The 18,279-nt window shown below is 64.5% G+C and carries 15 protein-coding genes and 1 tRNA gene; 9 read left to right on the forward strand and 7 right to left on the reverse strand.

Annotated elements, in window-relative coordinates; genetic code table 11:
- Window positions 1-51: 51 nt before the first annotated feature.
- Together DEM25_RS05280 and DEM25_RS05285 are read right to left on the reverse strand one after the other, a co-directional pair.
- A complete protein-coding gene (locus DEM25_RS05280) occupies window positions 52-933 on the reverse strand; it encodes an ABC transporter permease subunit (protein WP_109767022.1) in 882 nt (293 codons plus the stop codon).
- Window positions 934-1,010: 77 nt separating this feature from the next.
- Window positions 1,011-2,312, reverse strand: coding sequence for an extracellular solute-binding protein (locus DEM25_RS05285; protein WP_109767023.1), 1,302 nt, complete (start codon window positions 2,310-2,312; stop codon window positions 1,011-1,013).
- Between the two features lie 535 nt (window positions 2,313-2,847).
- Here DEM25_RS05285 and DEM25_RS05290 point away from each other — a divergent pair.
- From DEM25_RS05290 to DEM25_RS05305, 4 genes are all read left to right on the forward strand, one after another.
- Window positions 2,848-3,768, forward strand: coding sequence for a sulfurtransferase (locus DEM25_RS05290; RefSeq protein ID WP_109767051.1), 921 nt, complete (start codon window positions 2,848-2,850; stop codon window positions 3,766-3,768).
- Window positions 3,769-3,852: 84 nt separating this feature from the next.
- Window positions 3,853-5,097, forward strand: coding sequence for a YeeE/YedE family protein (locus DEM25_RS05295; protein ID WP_109767052.1), 1,245 nt, complete (start codon window positions 3,853-3,855; stop codon window positions 5,095-5,097).
- A complete protein-coding gene (locus tag DEM25_RS17875) occupies window positions 5,094-5,429 on the forward strand; it encodes a hypothetical protein (protein WP_196780275.1) in 336 nt (111 codons plus the stop codon). The genes DEM25_RS05295 and DEM25_RS17875 overlap by 4 nt, the downstream gene beginning before the upstream one ends.
- Window positions 5,426-6,010, forward strand: a complete 585-nt coding sequence (locus tag DEM25_RS05305; protein ID WP_109767024.1) for a DUF6969 family protein — start codon at window positions 5,426-5,428, stop codon at window positions 6,008-6,010. The genes DEM25_RS17875 and DEM25_RS05305 overlap by 4 nt, the downstream gene beginning before the upstream one ends.
- A gap of 64 nt (window positions 6,011-6,074) precedes the next feature.
- Here DEM25_RS05305 and DEM25_RS05310 read toward each other — a convergent pair.
- Window positions 6,075-6,164 (reverse strand) — tRNA-Ser (locus tag DEM25_RS05310).
- A 347-nt stretch (window positions 6,165-6,511) separates the two neighbouring features.
- Here DEM25_RS05310 and DEM25_RS17745 point away from each other — a divergent pair.
- The 3 genes from DEM25_RS17745 (at window position 6,512) to DEM25_RS05325 (ending at window position 8,954) form a co-directional block, all read left to right on the forward strand.
- Window positions 6,512-6,835 (forward strand): hypothetical protein, encoded by a 324-nt coding sequence (locus tag DEM25_RS17745; protein ID WP_158585172.1) that lies wholly within the window; start codon window positions 6,512-6,514, stop codon window positions 6,833-6,835.
- A 170-nt stretch (window positions 6,836-7,005) separates the two neighbouring features.
- Entirely contained in the window at window positions 7,006-8,004 is a 999-nt protein-coding gene (locus DEM25_RS05320; RefSeq protein ID WP_109769361.1) for a BMP family lipoprotein, read from the forward strand.
- A 74-nt stretch (window positions 8,005-8,078) separates the two neighbouring features.
- Window positions 8,079-8,954, forward strand: a complete 876-nt coding sequence (locus DEM25_RS05325; RefSeq protein WP_109769360.1) for a carbon-nitrogen hydrolase family protein — start codon at window positions 8,079-8,081, stop codon at window positions 8,952-8,954.
- Window positions 8,955-8,967: 13 nt separating this feature from the next.
- Here the strand turns inward: DEM25_RS05325 and DEM25_RS05330 are convergent, their stop codons facing one another.
- A complete protein-coding gene (locus DEM25_RS05330; protein ID WP_281004530.1) occupies window positions 8,968-9,933 on the reverse strand; it encodes an NAD(P)H-binding protein in 966 nt (321 codons plus the stop codon).
- 212 nt (window positions 9,934-10,145) lie between these two features.
- Window positions 10,146-10,448 carry a hypothetical protein gene (locus DEM25_RS05335; protein WP_109769358.1) on the reverse strand — a complete coding sequence of 101 codons (303 nt, stop codon included), beginning with the start codon at window positions 10,446-10,448 and terminating at the stop codon, window positions 10,146-10,148.
- 125 nt (window positions 10,449-10,573) lie between these two features.
- Between DEM25_RS05335 and DEM25_RS05340 the strand changes: the two genes are divergently transcribed.
- A complete protein-coding gene (locus DEM25_RS05340; RefSeq protein WP_109769357.1) occupies window positions 10,574-11,488 on the forward strand; it encodes a LysR family transcriptional regulator in 915 nt (304 codons plus the stop codon).
- A 27-nt stretch (window positions 11,489-11,515) separates the two neighbouring features.
- Here the strand turns inward: DEM25_RS05340 and DEM25_RS05345 are convergent, their stop codons facing one another.
- Together DEM25_RS05345 and polA are read right to left on the reverse strand one after the other, a co-directional pair.
- The gene (locus tag DEM25_RS05345) at window positions 11,516-13,207 is read right to left on the reverse strand and encodes an FAD-dependent oxidoreductase (protein ID WP_158585173.1); all 1,692 of its coding nucleotides are present in this window, start codon (window positions 13,205-13,207) and stop codon (window positions 11,516-11,518) included.
- Between the two features lie 28 nt (window positions 13,208-13,235).
- Window positions 13,236-16,160: a DNA polymerase I gene (gene polA / locus DEM25_RS05350; protein ID WP_109769355.1), complete on the reverse strand. Its 2,925-nt coding sequence runs from the start codon at window positions 16,158-16,160 to the stop codon at window positions 13,236-13,238.
- Window positions 16,161-16,354: 194 nt separating this feature from the next.
- Here polA and DEM25_RS05355 point away from each other — a divergent pair, with 194 nt between their 5' ends.
- Entirely contained in the window at window positions 16,355-18,268 is a 1,914-nt protein-coding gene (locus tag DEM25_RS05355) for a L,D-transpeptidase family protein (RefSeq protein WP_158585174.1), read from the forward strand.
- The last annotated feature ends 11 nt before the right edge of the window (window positions 18,269-18,279 follow it).

The raw sequence follows: 18,279 nt of genomic DNA on the forward strand, positions 1-18,279 counted from the left end.
GCGATCTGGTCCTGGCTCATCGCGGCCTCCGCATGGTCCGTCCGGCTCGGGTCATGTGTAGTGCACCCGTCGCTCGATCAGGCGGAACTGGACGATGGTGAGCGCCAGCACGAACACCATCAGGATAACCGATTGCGCGGACGATCCCCCCAGATCGTTGCCGCGGAAACCGTCGAGGAACACCTTGTAGACGAGCGTCACGGGATTGTTGCCCGGCTCGCCCTTGAGCATGACGTCGACGATGCCGAAGGTCTCGAAGAAGGCATAGGTGATGTTGATGATCATCAGGAAGAAGCTGGTTGGCGCCAGCAGCGGAAAGATGATCGTCCAGAACCGGCCGGACGCGCTGGGATTGTCGATCGAGGCGGCTTCGCGCACCCCCTTGGGAATCGATTGCAGGCCGGACAGGAAGAAGATGAAGTTGACCGGGATCTGCTTCCATGTCGCCACGATCATCATGGCGATACCGCTGTCCCAATAGTCGACGCCGACACGCATGTCCCAGCCGAACAGGGCGAAGAAATCGACAATCGGGCCGATGTGCTGGTCGAACAGCATGATGCCGATCAGGCCGGCAACAGGTGGCGCGATTGCATAGACCCACATCAGGAGCGTCTTGTAGGGACCCTGGCCGCGCAGGACATTGTCGGCGGCCACCGCCAGCAGCAGCGCTATGCCGAGCGAAAAAAACGTCACGACCACGGTGAACAGGAAGGTGAACCAGGCAGCCCGGCCATAGTCCGAACGGGTCACGGCATCGGTGTAGTTGTCGATGCCGACAAAGGTTTCGTTGCCGAAAAACGGATCCTGAAGAAAGAACGAACTGCGCACCGCCTCGGCGGACGGCCACAGGAAGAAGATGGCGACGATCGCCATCTGCGGCAGCAGGAGCAGATAGGGATAGAGCGGCGATTGAAACTGGGCTTTGTGCATGGCCTGTCCAGTGCGAGAGCCAAGGCAAGAACCGGGAGCGCGGCGCGCCCCCGGGTTCGATCGGTTTGCCGGATGGGTCAGCCGCTCTGGGTCTGCGCGAAGCGCTCGAGCAGGCGGTTGCCTTCTTCCTCGATGATGTCGAACGCCTCGTCGACGGTCGCTTCACCGGAGAAGATGCGGCCATATTCGCGGTTCATCACGTCGCGGATCTGGACGTAGAAGCCCATCCGGTAGCCCTTGGTCCAGTCGCCACCGGGCTGCTGGAGCTGGCTGATGCCAACTTCGGCTGCGGGCTCTTGGTCATAATGGCCTTCGGCCTTGGCCAGCTCGTAGGCGGTCGCGGTGATCGGCACATAACCGGTTTCCTTGTGCCAGAAGACCTGCGGCTCCGGCGAGGACAGGAACTGGAAGAATGCGGCCGCAGCTTCATTCTCTTCCTCGGGCTGGCCGGACATGGCGAACAGCGCGGCACCGCCGATGAAGGTGTTGTAGGGCTCTTCGGTGACCGCTTCCCAATAGGGCAGATAGGTGGCGCTGAACTCGAAGCCGGCCGACTGCTTGAGGCCGCCGAACGAACCGGACGAGCCGAGCCACATGGCCACTTCGCCGTTTTCGAACGGTGCCTGATTGTCGCCCCAGCCGGTGCCGTAATAGCCGAACAGGCCGGCGTCGATCCATTCCTTGACGGCCGCGAAGTGGGCCTTGATCGGCTCGACATTGATCAGGAGCCGGGTGCCTTCGGCGCCTTCATAGCCGTTCGCATTGGTGGCGAACTGCAGATTGTGGCGCGACATGAAGTTTTCGGTGAAGATCCAGGGCAGGTGCGACTGCGCCATCGGAACATAGCCGGCTTCTTTCAGCGCGGGCGCGATTTCCTGGAATTCTTCCCAGGTCCTGGGCGGCTCTACGCCGGCTTTTTCGAGAGCCTCGACATTGTAGTAGAGGATCGGGGTCGATGAGTTGAAGGGCATGCCGACCATCTTGCCGTTTTCGTCGGCATAGAAGTTGGCAACGCCGGGAATGTAGTCGGTGCGGAACTCGAGGCCCGCATTTTCGATCAGGTCCTGGGCGGGGATCACGGCGCCCTCGGCACCGATGATGGTGGCGGCACCGGCGTCGAACACCTGAACGATGTTGGGCTGTTCACCGGCACGGAAGGCGGCGATGGTGGCCGTCAGCGTTTCTTCATAGTTGCCCTTGTAGACCGGCGTCAGGTTGTACTTGTCCTGGCTGGCGTTGAACTGCTCGGCAACGGCGTTGGTCGCCTCGCCAAGGGCGCCGCCCATGGCATGCCACAGTTCGATCTCGATTTTTTCGGCCTGGGCCGCAGCGGTCGTCAGCGCAAGGGCGCCAGCCGCCAGAAGCGTTTTCCACATCATAGGTCTCCCGGGAAAATTGCGATACGCACAAGGTCGAATAGGAGGCCCGTTTGTAAGGTCGATGACAGTCCCGTGAAGGATTTGTGTCAACGGTGTGGGGTGGCCGTACCGGCTGCGGACGATCGGCGCCCGGCAGCCATCAACTATCTGATAATGCTGATTAATCGGTCAGGAAAATTGTGCTGTCCAACGGTCGGAATCGGCGCCCTGCGCTGACCTGAAGAACGTCACAAAACCGTCAAGGATTTGAAATGCCTTCAGCGATGCCCGCCACGACCGGCCAAGGCTGACGTGGCCGACGTTAGGCCAAAGGCCGTCCCCCCCCGGGACCTTGCTGCAAAACCGCTCGGCCGGTGCGGAAAAATCGCACGGACGTACTGCAAACTGCCGCCGCATCGGAAAAAATTTCCTCCGCCAGCCCCTCCCTTGCGGCGCCGATGCCTCGTTTGAGCGCCGCGGCACGGCTATTTTCGCGGAAGTTTGGATTGGCAGACCGCCGGGCATTCCGGCCGCACGCCATCGAAAGGACAAACCCATGAACCGCATCAACATCGCAATCGCGGCGCTTGCCGCATCCGCCATGCCCGCGCTGGCCCATGATGGTGCCGGGCCTCTCGTCAGCGCCCAGTGGTTGATCGACCATGCCGGCAATGACGATATCGTCATCGTCGACATTCGCGCCAATGTCGAAAACACCGACCTTGGCGACAGCCCCTATATCGAAGGTGCGGTGTCTGCGCCCTACAACACTGCCGGCTGGCGCACCGAGATCGACGGTGTGCCGGGCAAGATTCCTGCCATCGAGGACGTAACCGGCCTGATCGAGAGCCTGGGGATCGACAATGACGACCATGTCGTCATCGTGCCGTGGGGCACCGATTCGACCGAGTTCGGCTCGGCCACCCGCGTCTACTGGACGTTCCGCTATCTGGGCCATGACGATGTTTCGATCCTCGATGGCGGCTGGCGCCAATATGATGCCGTCGGCGGCGCGCGCGTCGCCGAACCGGTCACAGCCGAGGTTTCCGAATTCGAGGTCACGCTGAACGAGGCGGTCCTTGCCACAACCGATGACGTTCTGGCCGCGCTCGACGACGGCACCAAGCTCGTCGACGGCCGCCCGGTCGAGCAGTTCCGCGGCGAGACGAAAAGCCCGGTCGCGGCCGCGCCCGGCACCATTCCCGGTTCGGTGAACCTGCCGCATTCGGAGTTCTATTCCGCCGAGTTCGCGCTGTTCGCGCAACCCGAAACGGTTCAGGCCCTGGTCGAGGCGGTCGGCGTTAGAGCGGACGAAGCCAACATCACATTCTGCAACACCGGTCACTGGGCTTCGGTCGCATGGTTCGGGCTGAGCGAAGTGCTCGGCAACGAACAGTCGGCCATGTATGACGGCTCCATGTCGGAATGGACACAGGACCCCTCGCGTCCGCTCGATCCGCCGCGCGCGATCCAGTAAAGCGACCGCCATCAACCGGCCGGCGCCCGGCTTCCGCCGCGCGCCGGATCGGCTATAAAGGCGGCTTCACAGAGGTTGCGCCACATGTTGCAGAACGTTGCAACGTCGTCGACGCCGAACGCGTCGAACCCTTATCTGCCCGACGCCGTCATCGACCGCAGCCCCGCGGCGGTGGCCGCCGCGTTCCTGGCGGCGGGATTTGCCGCGATCTGGCTGCTGGTCGATCTGCGGCAGGCGACGCTGTTCCTGATCGGCGGCGGCCTTGGTGCCGCGCTCTATCACGGGTCCTTTGGCTTCACCGGCGCCTGGCGGCGCATGGTGGTCGAGCGGCGTGGGCGGGGCATGCGCGCGCAGATGCTGATGATCGGGCTGGCCGGGCTTGCGATGATGCCGCTTTTGGCGGCCGGCAGCGTCGGCAACCAGCCGCTGGTCGGCGCCATCGCGCCGGTGGGCGTCTCCGTGCTGGTCGGCGCGGCGATGTTCGGCTTGGGCATGCAGCTTGGCGGAGGCTGCGGCTCGGGCACGCTGTTCACGGTCGGCGGTGGCTCTGCGCGCATGTTGGTGACCCTGATCTTCTTCATCGCCGGCGCCGTTGTCGGAACGGCGCATCTGCCATGGTGGCTCGGCCAGCCGTCGCTGCCGCCGGTGAGCCTGGGCCAGACGCTTGGCGTGCCCGCGGCCATCGCGGTGTCACTGGCCGGTCTCGGCGCCGTGGCTCTCATCACCGCGATGATCGAACGCCGCTCCCATGGCGATCTGGAGCGCGATCCGGGCCCGCGCCGCCCGGGTTGGAACTGGCTGCTGTCGGGGCCCTGGCCGCTGGTCGGTGCAGGTCTGATGCTGGCCCTTCTCAACATCGCCACCCTGATCGTTGCCGGCCACCCCTGGTCGATCACCTATGGCTTCGGCCTCTGGGGCGCCAAGATCGCGTCGGCGGCGGGGGTGCCGGTCGAAAACTGGGAATTCTGGACATGGCCGGCGCAGGCCGAGGCGCTGTCCAGTTCCGTGCTTGCCGACTCGGTTTCGGTGATGAATTTCGGACTGATTCTCGGGGCGGCGCTGGCCGCATCGCTTGCCGGCAAATTCGCGCCCAGGGCCGCTGTTCCGCTGGCGTCATTCGCCGCAGCGGCGCTCGGCGGCCTTTTGATGGGCTATGGCGCGCGGCTGAGCTTTGGCTGCAACATCGGCGCTCTTTTCTCGGGCATCGCATCGGGCAGCCTGCATGGGTGGCTGTGGTTCGCCGCCGCCTTTGCCGGCTCGGCGGCCGGCGTGTTCGCCCGACCCCTGTTCGGGCTCGATGGCTTCAGGCGCAAAGGCGCGGCGGCATGAGCCGGTCGCGCAACACCGCCCTGTTCGCCGCCGCGCTGGCGGTGACGACGGCGGCGGTTGCCTATGACCATGCAGAACATGGCGTGCCGACGCCGGCGCCTGCCGCTGCTTCCGCACCGGCCGCCGGTGGCGTGGCGCCATGCGCGGCCGGCGCCGCGCCCTGTGCCCCGGCCGCCCCTTGCGCCGCTGCAGCGCCGCTCGCGGCCCCGCCGCCTCCGCCCGCACCCTTGCCCGCCACACGGACTGAACGGACCGCTCCGCCGCCGCCGCCGGCACGCCTGCCTGAAGGCGCCACCGAAGCGCCCGATCTCGTCCCGGACAGCGAAACGTGAGCGAAGACGCGCGTGATACTGCCCGCCGCGAGATTGCGTTTTGCGAGCATGTGCTGGCCAAGGGCGGCGCAACCGTACTGACCGAAACACTGGCCGGCATCGAACGACCAAAGAGCTGGGAAAAATACCCGGCCGGCGAGGTGTTCGACCCGCAAACCGGGGCGCAATGGTTCTATCACAGCCACGATCCATCGACAGGCGGGGGTGAGCACGGCCATTTCCACTGCTTCGTCCGGCCCGATGGCCCGGACGGGCCGATTCACCATTTGTGCGCGGTCGGGGTCGATCCGCATGGCCGGCTGCTGCGCCTGTTCACGGTCAACCATTGGGTGGTCGATGACGACTGGCTCGACGCCGGGCCGACGATCGCGCTGTTGCCGCGCTTCGATGTGCACATGCCGCAACCGAACTACTTGGTAAACCGGTGGCTGACGGCGGTTTTGGCGGCGCACGAAAACGAAATCGCCGAGTTGATCCGAATCCGCGACAGGGTCATTGCCGCTCATCGCCGCGACAATGGCGGTGATGCGCACGCCGACCGCGCCCTCGATGTCACGGCGGAACATCGCACGGCGCCGTAGCGCCGTTTATGGCACAAGGTTCGCCCGGCGGCGATGCGCAGAAGGCACGAACTTGCAGAAGGACTGGCGGTGAGACAGGGATTCGAACCCTGGAGACGGTTTCCCGCCTACACGCGTTCCAGGCGTGCGCCTTCAACCACTCGGCCACCTCACCTCGCCATATGTCACCCGGCGAAACCAGCCGAGCGGGTTGAAAAGGCGCACGCGCCCTTTTTGGTGATGGGCGTTTTCCGCAATGCGGAAAATCGCCGGTGCGCCTTCAACCACTCGGCCACCTCACCTCGCCATATGTCGCCGGGCCCAGACGGCCGGACGCTTCGCAAATCCGGTTCACCGGCCCGCGAAGGGCCGTCTCCTAGCGCGGCGCAGGCGGACAATCAAGCGGGTCTGAAATCGGACGGATATCGGGGTGGACCACCGGCCCGCGAATGCCATAATGAATGGAAGGGGCGGGTGGCGTACATCAATACGCCGCACAAGGGGTGGCACAAGCCAAAACGCATGGTCCGATTCGTTCTTCGAGCCTTGGCCGTCTTCTGCCTGGCGATGATGGTCATCGTAGGGGTCGTCGATGCCACGCGATCGATCGGCACGTCGGCCATGACGCTGACGCCGCTTGCCGACAGCTGGGACGCGATCGCGCCTGGTTCGCGCACCGCCCTGGGCGAATGGCTCGACGAGGCGGCGCATCCGGTGCTGGCCGATCCCATTCTGGCCACGGTGACAGGCTGGCCGACCGTTGCCGTCTTCGGCGGCCTCGCGTTGGTGCTGGCGCTGCTCGGCCGGAGGCGCCGCAAGCGTACGGCCGGATCTCTCGGAGGTTGATGCTTCGGGCCGGATGCGGTGCGCGCCAAACCTCACTTCGCTTTTTTGTCGACATGGCGCGATTTGGCGTGCCAATGTCCGCGCAAGGCGGCGTCAAACCGCTTTCAGGGAGGCCGCGCGCCATCATGTGCGCGGCAAAAGATGCAAACAGTCAGACAGGGTAAGTGAGAATGAAGCGCTTTGTTCTTGGTCTTTTGGCCGCATCCGCAATGACGGCGACGGCCTATGCCGAAACGCCGGCGATCGTTTACGATCTGGGCGGGAAGTTCGACAAGTCGTTCAACGAGGCCGCCTTCAACGGCGCCGAGCAGTTCAAGGAAGAAACCGGCACCGAGTATGTCGAGTTCGAGATCCAGAACGAGGCCCAGCGCGAGCAGGCGCTTCGCCGCTTCGCCGAACGCGGGCATTCGCCGGTCATCATCGCCGGCTTCTCCGCCGCGCAGGCGGTCGACAAGGTGGCGCAGGAATTCCCCGACACCGAGTTCGCCATCATCGACATGGTGGTCGACCAGCCAAACGTGCGCTCGGTCGTCTTCAAGGAGCAGGAAGGCTCGTACCTGGCCGGCATCATGGCTGCAAAGGCCTCGGAGACCGGTACGGTCGGCTTTGTGGGCGGCATGAACGTGCCGCTGATCTCCGCCTTTGCCTGCGGCTATGTGGGCGGCGTCAAATCGGTCAATCCCGATGCCGAAGTGATCGTCAACTATACCGGTGACACGCCGGCGGCATGGAACGACCCGGTCCGTGGCGGCGAGATCACCAACGCGCAGATTTCGCAGGGCGCCGACGTTGTCTATGCCGCGGCTGGCGGCACCGGCATCGGCGTGCTGCAGGCAGCGGCCGATGCGGGCAAGCTGTCGGTCGGCGTCGATTCCAACCAGAACCATCTGCAGCCCGGCTCGGTGCTGACCTCGATGCTCAAGCGCGTCGATGTCGCCGTCATGGAAGCGATGAAGGACGGGATGGAAGGCAACTTCTCCACCGGCGTCCAGGTTCTCGGCGTCGCGGAGGACGGTGTCGGCGTGGCGATCGACGAAAACAACGAACCGCTGGTGACCGAAGAGATGATGCAGGCGGTCGAAGAAGCCCGCGAAAAGATCATCTCGGGCGAGATCGAGGTGCATGATTTCCGTTCGGACAACACCTGCCCTTACGGCTCGGTCGGCTAAGCCGGTACGATCCGACGCGATGACGATGGCCGTCGGCGGCAACGCCGGCGGCCTTTTGACGAAAGGCGCCGAGCATGGCGGAGCAGAAGCTGCGCGTGGCCAGCGTTCAAATGGCCCTCCAAAAAACCCGGTCGGTCGACGCGCTATTCGAGCGCGTGGCCCATTTCGTGCGCACAGCCAGCGGCTATGGCGCGCAGTTCATCTGTTTTCCCGAGCATTTCACGATCCAGCTCCTGTCGGGCGAAGCGCCGATGGTGCCGGCGGCGGAAAGCGTCGACCGGCTGACGGCACACACAACGGCCCTGAAGCAGGTGCTCGTCGAACTGGCGAAAAAGCACGCCATCACAATCGTCGGCGGTTCACACGCGACGCGCCTCGAAGACGGTGCCGCGCGGAACGTCAGCTACATCGCCCATGCCGATGGACGCCTGTCCGAACAGCACAAGCTGCATCCGACGCCGGACGAACGCAGCGTCTGGGGAATCGACGGCGGTGCGCGGGCCGATGCGATCGACACCGAGTACGGGCGGATCGGCGTCATGATCTGCTATGACAGCGAGTTCCCGGAGCTCGGGCGCCGGCTCGCCGACCAGGACGCCCGTATTATCTTTGTGCCCTACTGCACCGACACGCGGCACGGCCATTTTCGGGTGCGCTATTGCTGCCAGGCGCGCACGGTCGAAAACCAGTGCTACGTCGTGACATCGGGCCTTGTGGGCAATTTGCCGAACACGGACAATCTGGAGATGGCCTATGCGCAATCGGCGGTGCTGACGCCATCGGACCACGGCTTCGCGCGCGATGGCATCGCGGCGGAGGCCGAGCCGCAGGCAGAACAGATGATCATAGCCGATCTCGACATGGCGGCGCTCGATGCGGCACGTGCGAGCGGCTCGGTGCGCAATCTGGCAGACCGCCGCTTGGATCTCTACTCGGTTTCATGGCGTTGAGGCGCCGCGCCGCTCAGAAAACAGCGTGGTCGCCGCGATCAGCCGTCACCTCGCCCCTGACCAGACGGTCATAAAAACCGTACAGCGTCTCGGTTCCGAATGAGGGCGTCGCCTCGGCGTCGTAGCGCCCGGTGACGGGATCGAGGACGAGCATGGATTCGGTGGCATAGTAGCGGCCGATACGTGCCAGTTCCGCCTTGGCCGCCAGTTTGGATGAGAGGCGGCCCAGAATGCTCGTCGTCCAGATGATTGCATCGAGCAGCGCGACCGGTACGTGCCGGAACTTCGGCGGCCGGTCCAGGAGAGCGAACAGATAGTCGCCCTGCTGGCGCGGCGTGATGGCGTCGCCCGGACCGCCGATGGGCAATATGCGGTTGTGCCGTTCCGGGTCATCAATGCAACCGGCAATATAGCGGGCCAGATCGCCATCGGAAATCGGCTTGCAGGCGGTCAACCGACCATCACCAAAGACGAGGAAAGGTTTGCCCTGCCGCAGCCGCTCGACCTGACCCGACAGCGACTTGAAGAAGGCGGTGGGGCGGACGATCGACCAGGTCAGCCCCGAAGCGATCAGCGCATTCTCGAACGCCAGCTTGGCGTGCTGGAAGGCCAGTTTCGGCTTCTGCACGCAAATGGCCGACAACAGGACGAAATGGGCCACGTCCGCCCGTTCGGCCAGTTGCAGCGCATTCAGGTTCGCATCGTGGTCGATGGCCCAGGCATCGCCGGGGGCGCCTGTTCGCGATGCGATGCAGGAAACGATGACATCGAAGCGCGCTCCGCAAAACCCGTCGCTGGCGAGCGAGTCCGGATCGGTCACGTCGCCATACCGGACGACGGCGGCGTCGGGCATACCCGTTGCGGCGTCTGGCGATCGTCCTCCGGCATGGCGCGGCCTGACGAAGCAGACCACCTCATGACCGCAATCCACAAGCGCATGGGCCGTGGCGCGACCGACTGTTCCGGTGGCACCCAACAAGAGGATGCGACGGGGAGCGGGGCTCATGGGCACAGGAAGGCGCCGGGCGGCATTGGCGGGCTGGGATCAGGGAACATGCGTCCTTTTTATCGCGCAGCGGCCTGTCCCGGCAAGGACCGGACGGGTCCGTGATCCGATCCGGTTTGACCGAAAGCGCCGTCCGGCGGGCCGGGAGCATGCCGGACGGCGCAGGGGCTGGTCGATCGGGCCAATCAACGCCCCATCCCGGAGCGGGCACGCAGACGCTCGAGCTCACGTGCGGCGTTGACATGGAGCGGCAGCCGGGCCGCCCATTCCACGTCGGCGCGGTTCACGCCCATGTCCCGGTAGACCCAGTCCTCCTTGCCGAGCAGCGCGCAATAGGCCTGGCGGTCGAGGCGCTGACGGCGGTGTTCGGCCGCCCGTTCGCGGCGGGTGACGAACCAGCCCAGGGCCTGTGCGGTCAGCCGGCGTGCAAGAGCGCCGGGCGTCACTGCGGTGGCGTGCCGGGTCAGTTCATTGTCAAAGACGGTCATTGGTCCACTCCTTCGGATCAGACATCCGGCTTGTCCGGAATGGGTGGACTGTGACGATTTCTTATGCTTCAATCAAACGAAACGATTTGACGCTATGATTCAGTTTTCTTGAACACAGGTTTTCCATGAACGTCTCCGAGACCAAACCCTTCGCGCCGCACGCGCCCGTCGACATCGATCTGCTGCGGACATTTCTGGCCATCGCCGAAACGCGCAGCTTCTCAAAAGCGGCCGAGCGGGTCTTTCGTACGCCATCGGCGGTTTCGATGCAGGTCAAGAAGCTTGAAGACTTGCTGGGCGTCTCGGTGTTCACACGCGATTCGCGCTCGGTCGCGCTGACCGCAGAGGGCGAGATGCTTGTCGGCTATGCGCGCCGGATCCTGGCGCTGTCCAACGAGATGATGGCGCGTTTCGTCATGCCCGATGTCCAAGGAACGGTCCGGCTCGGTGCCGCCGACGATCATGGCGAACGGCTGCTGCCCCAGGTTCTGACGCGATTTGCCGAAACGCATCCCAATGTGGCGGTCGACGTGGTGATCGAGAATTCGGACCAACTCCTGCCGCGTTATGACCGCGGCGACCTCGATGTCGTCATCTTCACCGCCCGGCCGCAAAGCGCACTGCCCGCAGACGGGGTCGTGCTGATCGAAGAACAGCTTGTGTGGGCCGGTCTGAAGGGCGGCTGCGCGTGGGAGCGCGAGCCATTGCCTGTTTCGATGTGGGAAGAGGGCTGCTCGTGGCGCGCCAATGCGGTGGAGGCGCTCGGCGAGATGGGCCGCAACTTCCGCATCGCCTATATGAGCGCGCACACCGCTGGACAACGTGCCGCGTTGATGTCGGACCTCGCCATCGCACCGCTGCCGGCTTCCTGTGTCCGGCCGCCGCTGATTTGCCTTGGCAAGAAGCAGGGGCTTCCGCCGCTCGGCACCTACCAGAGCCGGATGCGCTTTCGACATGATGCCGGCGAATGCTCGCGCGCCGTCGCGGACCACGTTCTCGCCTGTTATGAGGCGCTCGAAAGCGGTGAGCTGGAGTGTTAAATCGCGAACACGATAAACCGCCAAATTTTATGATTTGTTAGCCGGCTTTTTTGTCTCGGCTGCCAGCGGCCCATTGCCTGGCTGACCTGCCAGCCAAGCATGCACGGCCGACACGACGACCGAACCTTCGCCGACGGACGACGCCACCCGCTTGACCGAGCCGGACCGGATGTCGCCGACCGCGAAAATGCCCGGTTCGCTGGTGGCAAAGGGCGATGAGGGATTGTCCGCATCGGCACCCGTGAGCACAAAGCCCTTTTCATCCGTCCTGACCAGACCGCCGGCCCATCCGGCGTTCGGTTCGGCGCCGACCATCACGTAAAGCGCGCCACTGGCGATGTCCTGTTTTTCTCCGGTCTGCATGTGGGTCAACGTAACCCCTGTCAGCCCGCCTTCGCCGCGCAACGCCGTCACTTCGCTTTGCGTGACCAGCGTGATGCGCGGATCGCGTTCGATGCGCGATGACAGATAATCGGACATGGTCTCGGAAAGCCCGTCGCGTCGCACGACGATATAAGTGTGCTCGGCATGGCGCGACAGGAACATGGCCGCCTGGCCGGCCGAATTGCCGCCACCGACGATTACGGCATTCGTGCCGTTGGCGTAACGCGCCTCCAGTTCGGTCGCCGCATAATAGATGCCGTTTCCCTCGTAGTCGGTCAGGTTCGACAGGGGCAGCTTGCGATAGCGGGCCCCGGCCGCGATCACCACGGCGCGGGCGCGCACCTCATCGCCCGATTCCAGCGCGACTTCCAACACGTCGCCATCCTTGCGCAATCCGGTCGCCCTGTGCGGAACGGCGATGCGGGCCCCGAACTTGATCGCCTGGATTTCGCCCAGATAGGCCAGTTCGCTGCCGGAAATGCCCGTCGGAAAGCCAAGATAGTTTTCGATGCGCGAGGAGGTTCCGGCCTGCCCGCCAATTGCAGTGTCGTCGATCGCCAGCGTCTTGAGTCCTTCCGATGCACCGTAGACCGCCGCTGCAAGACCGCCCGGTCCGGCGCCGACGACGACCAGGTCGAACAGTTCGCCGACATCGGGCAGAAGCTCATATCCGAGCGCCTTGGCGAGCGTCAGCGGGCTGGGATCGTGCAGCACCGTCCCGCCGCGGACGATGGCGACGGTGCCGCGCGAGGGAAGGTCGTGCCGCCCGGCCGCAAAGGCATCGACCGCCGCGCGGTCGGCATGTTCGATGAAGCGGAACGGGATGCGGTTGCGGCTGGCATACTCCCGCAGGCCCAGGCAGGTCCGTTCGTTCTCGTCGCCAATGATCGTCAGCGCGCCGTCGGCCCATTCCACCAGCAGCTTGCGGCGCGCGGCGAAGGCCGACACCACGATGTCGCTGACCTCGGGTACCGTGGCGACCAGATGGCGCAGTTTTGCCGGATCCACTGTGAGAATGCGGCCCGCGCCTGCCATGACACCGGCAAAGAATGTGTGCTGGCCCATCAGCAGGCCCAGCTCGCCGGTGAAGTTGCCCGCCGTGATGGTGACCACGATGCTGTCGTCACGCCCGCGATCGACGATGTTCATGTCCGCGTCGATCAGATGAACCAACGGATAGTCGGGCCGGCCGACCTCCCAGACGACTTCGCCCGCAGCAACCGCTCGCTCGGTGCCATGCGCTTTGAGCACCTCCAGCGCATGGCCGGACAGTTCCGGCCATGCCTGACGCTCAAGGTCGCTGCGCGCGATCGATTTGCGGCCGTTTGCGGTCATGATCGGGTCCTCGGAAGCCGGCAGGCGGTCAGTGCGCTTCGTCCCAGTTGTGGGCGGCATTGGCGTCGACCTGCAACGGCACGCTCATCGCCACTGCCGGCATCGCCGCCTGCTCCATGACATCGCGGACGACATCAATCGTCGCTTCGACTTCGCCCTCGGGCACTTCGAAGATCAGTTCGTCATGGACCTGGAGCAGCATTTGCGCGGCGAGCTTTTCGGTCGCGAGGGCATCCTCGATGCGGATCATGGCACGGCGGATTATGTCGGCGGCCGAGCCCTGAATCGGCGCGTTGATCGCCGCGCGCTCGTTGAAGGACCGCACCTGCGGGTTGGAGGACTTGATGTCCGGATAGTGCGCGCGGCGGCCGAAGACCGTTTCGACATAGCCGTGTTCGCGGGCAAAGGCCTTGGTCGCGTCCATGTAATCCCGAATGCCGGGAAAACGCTCGAAATAGGTCTTGATGTAGTCGCCGGCTTCGGAACGGGCGATGCCGAGCTGGTTGGCAAGGCCGAATGCCGAGATTCCGTAAATGATGCCGAAGTTGATCGCCTTGGCCCGCCGGCGCACCTCGGCGGGCATGCCCTCGACCGGCACGCCGAACATCTCCGATGCGGTCATGGCGTGAATGTCCATGCCGTCCGCGAATGCCTGCTTGAGCTGGCCGATGTCGGCCATGTGCGCCAGAACGCGCAATTCGATCTGGCTGTAGTCGGCCGAGACCAGGCGATGGCCCTTTTGCGCGACAAACGCAGTGCGGATGCGCCGGCCTTCCGCGGTCCGGATCGGAATGTTCTGCAGGTTCGGATCGGATGAGGACAGCCGGCCCGTCGATGTCGAGGCGAGGGAATAGGAGGTGTGCACGCGGCCGGTCTGGGGATTGATGAAGCCGGGCAGGGCGTCGGTGTAGGTGGATTTGAGCTTGGTCAGCTGGCGCCAGTCGACGATCCGGCGCGGCAGTTCGTGGCCTTCGGCCGCCAAATCCTCGAGCACCTGCGCCGAGGTCGACCATTGCCCGGTCTTGGTCTTGGAGCCGCCGGGCAGGCTCATCTTGCCGAACAGGATCTCTCCAAGCTGTTTGGGCGAGCCGATATTGAAGCTCTCGCCGGCGAGTTCGTGGATCTCGGCTTCGATGCCCGCGGCCTTCTGGGCGAACTCGCCCGACAGCCGGCTTAGTATCTGCCGGTCGACGGAAATGCCGCGGCGCTCCATACGCGCCAGAACGGCGATCAAGGGCCGCTCCAGCCGCTCATAGACCGACACCAGCCCCTCTGCGACGAGACGCGGCTTGAGCACGCGCCAGAGCCGCAGCGTGATGTCGGCATCCTCGGCCGCATAGCGCGTTGCCGCGTCGAGCGCGACCCGGTCGAAGGTCAGCGCCTTCTTGCCCGTACCGGCGACATCCTTGTAGGCGATCGGCGTATGGCCGAGCCAGCGTTCGGCTAGCGCATCCATCCCGTGATGACTGTTGTTGCCGCCGTCGAGCGCATAGGAGATCAGCATCGTGTCGTCGAAAGCCGCGATAGAAATGTCGTGACGGGCCATGACCTGAAGGTCATATTTGATGTTCTGCCCGACGATCAGGATCGACGGGTCCTCCAGCAAAGCCTTTAGTCGGCTCAGCGCTTCATCAAGACCTATCTGGCCGTCCACAAGGCCGCCTTCGCCGAGGAGATCGTCCTCGCCCTGACGATGGGCAAGCGGCACGTAGGCGGCCTCGCCCTCGGCATGGCTGAGCGAAAACCCGACCAGTGTCGCCTGCATGGCGTCAAGCGAATCGGTCTCGGTGTCGAAGGCGACCACGCCGGCCGCCCTGGCGTTGTCGATCCATTCGTCGAGCGTTCGAAGATCGCGGATGCAGACATAGGCATCGGCATCGAAAGCGCCCGATCGGGCGGCCGTTGCACGCGCTTCGGCCAGCGCGCGCGGCGTGTCGACGCCGTCTTCGATCACGCCGGCAACGGTGTTAGCGCCGTCGGCGGTTCCGGCGTCCAGATCCGGACCACGCGCTTGCGCGCCCGCCTCGACCGCGACTTGGGCCGGATCGATCTCGCCGATCTCGGTTCCGGTCGCCTCGGCGACCCGGCGGGTCAGGCTGGAGAACTCCATCGCCTTCAGAAAGGCGACCAGCTTCGGGCCGTCCTGCGCTTCGAGCGCCAGAGCGTCCAGCGGAATATCGACGGGCGTGTCGGCCTTCAAAGTGACCAGTTGACGCGACAGGCGGGCCTGATCGGCAAATTCGATGAGGTTTTCGCGGCGCTTGTTCTGCTTGATCTCGGAGGCGCGCTCCAGAAGCGTGTCCAGATCGCCATATTCGTCGAGCAGCTGCGCCGCCGTCTTCGGGCCGATACCGGGTACGCCCGGAATGTTGTCGGTGGAATCGCCGGCGAGCGCCTGAAGGTCGATCATCTTTTCGGGGCCGACGCCGAACTTCTCAAGGACCTCTTCGCGGCCGATCTGCCGGTCCTTCATCGTGTCATACATGGAGACGTGATCGGTGACGAGCTGCATCAGATCCTTGTCGGAGGAAATGATCGTCGCTTCGCCGCCGGCCTCCTCGGCCATCCGGCAATAGGCGGCAATGATGTCGTCAGCCTCGTAGCCTTCCATTTCGATGCAGGGCAGGTTGAATGCCTTCGTCGCTTCGCGGATCAGGCCGAATTGCGGCACCAGATCCTCGGGCGGTTCGGACCGGTTCGCCTTGTAGTCGGGATAAAGCTCATTGCGGAACGTCTTGGACGAATAGTCGAAGATGACCGCGAAATGGGTCGGCGTGACGCCGACATCGGTGTCGCGCGCATCCTGCAGCAGCTTCCACAGCATGTTGCAGAAGCCGGAGACGGCACCCACGGGCAGCCCGTCGGATTTGCGCGTCAGCGGCGGGAGGGCATGGAACGCGCGGAAGATGTAGGCCGAGCCGTCGACCAGAAACAGGTGATCGCCTTTTTTCATGGGGCAAGGCTTAGCGCGGCGTATGGCGGGCGGCAATGCGAAAGCGATGTCCTCCGTTTGGCTGGTGCCAAAGCGCGCGCATTCATGGTTTCTTCATCTTGGTTGACGCATTCTTTACGCGTCGGCGGCTTTATGCGGACGACCGAACCGGCTAGGCTCGCATAGACGGGGCGCAGATGATCGGGAGACGAAACGTGGTCCAATCGACTTTGGGGCGGATGCTGCTGGCATCGGCTGTCATCTTCACGGGATGGGCGGTAGCGCCAGGCGTGGCCGGCGCATCGGAAGTGCAGTTGCACGAATTGCTGTTCAACCGGGCCAAACGGCAGCAACGGCAGCGGGCAACGCGCCCCCAGGTTCGCCAGCAGGCGGCGCCGCAGCGCCCGACCCAAAGCCGCGCCGCAGCGCGCCCGGTCCAGCGCATTTCAGGGCCGCGATACTACACCTACGCCGCGCCGGCGATCACCACGGTGACGCTGCTTTCACTGCTCCCGGACGTGGCGACCACCGGCGCCATCGACGATACGGACAGTTCTCTGCCGCCGCTGCCGGTTCTGGAGGAAGACCGGTTCGTCCAGGCGCTCGATTTCGCGCCCGATCAAAACATGGCCATCGAGCCGGCAATTGCAGACGCCATGCGCCGTCACTACGCGGAAAACCCAGCCTTTGTCTGGGTCAGCGGAATGAACCTCAACGCCAACGGCCAGACCGTTGCCGCCCTGGTCAACGATGCGGCCGCCCATGGCCTCGATGCCGCGCACTATGCGGTCGATCTGCCGTCTGCGGGTTGGTCGCCGGACGACCCCGCGTCGCGCTACCGCGATCTGATCGCCTTCGAGCTTCAACTGACCGCTCGCGCGCTGCGCTATGCCATGGACATGAAGGACGGCGCCGTCGATCCCAACAAGCTGTCCGGATATCACGACTTTTCCAAGGACCGGCTGACGGCGGATGCGGCATTGGACGGGCTGATGGCGGCCGGCGATCCGGCCGGATGGCTCGAAGGCCTGGCGCCGCGCCAGTCCGACTATCGGCGCCTCAAGGACGAACTGGCTGCCCTGCGCACCAGCACCGAAGACGCGATCGTCATTCCCGAAGGCACATTCCTGCGCCCCGGCACGGTGTCGGAGGCTCTGCCGATGGTGATGGCAGCGGCTGGCGAGAAGATGTCGGATGAGACCCGCGCCAAGCATGCCGCGATCATCGATGCTTATTCCGGCACGACGCTCTATGACGGCGCGCTGGTCGCGCTGATGCGCGATGTGCAGCGCGATCTCGGCCTGGTGGCAGACGGTATCGTCGGGCCGAGAACAGTTGCCGAGCTCGATGGCGAAAACCTTGCGACCAAGATTAACCGGGTCGAGCTGGCGCTCGAACGGCTGCGGTGGCATCCGGAAGCCTATGGCAGCCGGCAGGTGGTCATCAACCAGCCCGAATACCGCGTCCGCTACATGGAAAACGGCGAAACCAAGCTGGCCATGCGGACGATCGTCGGCAAACGCTCAAACCAGACCTACTTCTTCCACGACGAGATCGAGCATGTGGTCTACGATCCCTATTGGGGCGTGCCACAATCGATCATCGTCAACGAAATGCTGCCAAAGCTGCGGCGCGACCCGTCCTATCTGGACCGCAACGGTTATGTGGTCACAGGCGCTTCGGGCCGGCAGATCGCGTCGTCCTCGATCAACTGGTATCAGTTCTCCGGCAGCGTTCCCTACAATGTCCGGCAGAAGCCCGGGCCGCGCAACGCGCTTGGCGAACTGAAAATCATGTTCCCCAACAGCCACGCGATCTACATGCACGACACGCCCGCCAAGAACCTTTTTGCGCGCGACAACCGCGCGTTCAGCCATGGCTGCGTGCGGCTCGAAGACCCGCGCGCCATGGCCGCGGCGGTGCTGGGCAAGAGCACCGAGCACGTGGCCGCCCAGCTTGGCGGCTATGAGCAGGTGGAGAAACTGGCGGAGACCGTACCGGTCTATGTGGGCTATTTCACCGCCTGGCCGGACGATGACGGCGTTGTCGACTATCATGCCGACGTCTATGACCGTGACACCCATCTGCGCCGCGCGCTCGACACGGTGGGCAAGGCCCGCACCGGTTGACCGGACGACGG

Origin of the sequence: Oceaniradius stylonematis (assembly GCF_003149475.2) — a bacterium.
In the GTDB taxonomy this organism is placed as follows: Bacteria; Pseudomonadota; Alphaproteobacteria; order Rhizobiales; family Rhizobiaceae; genus Roseitalea; species Roseitalea stylonematis.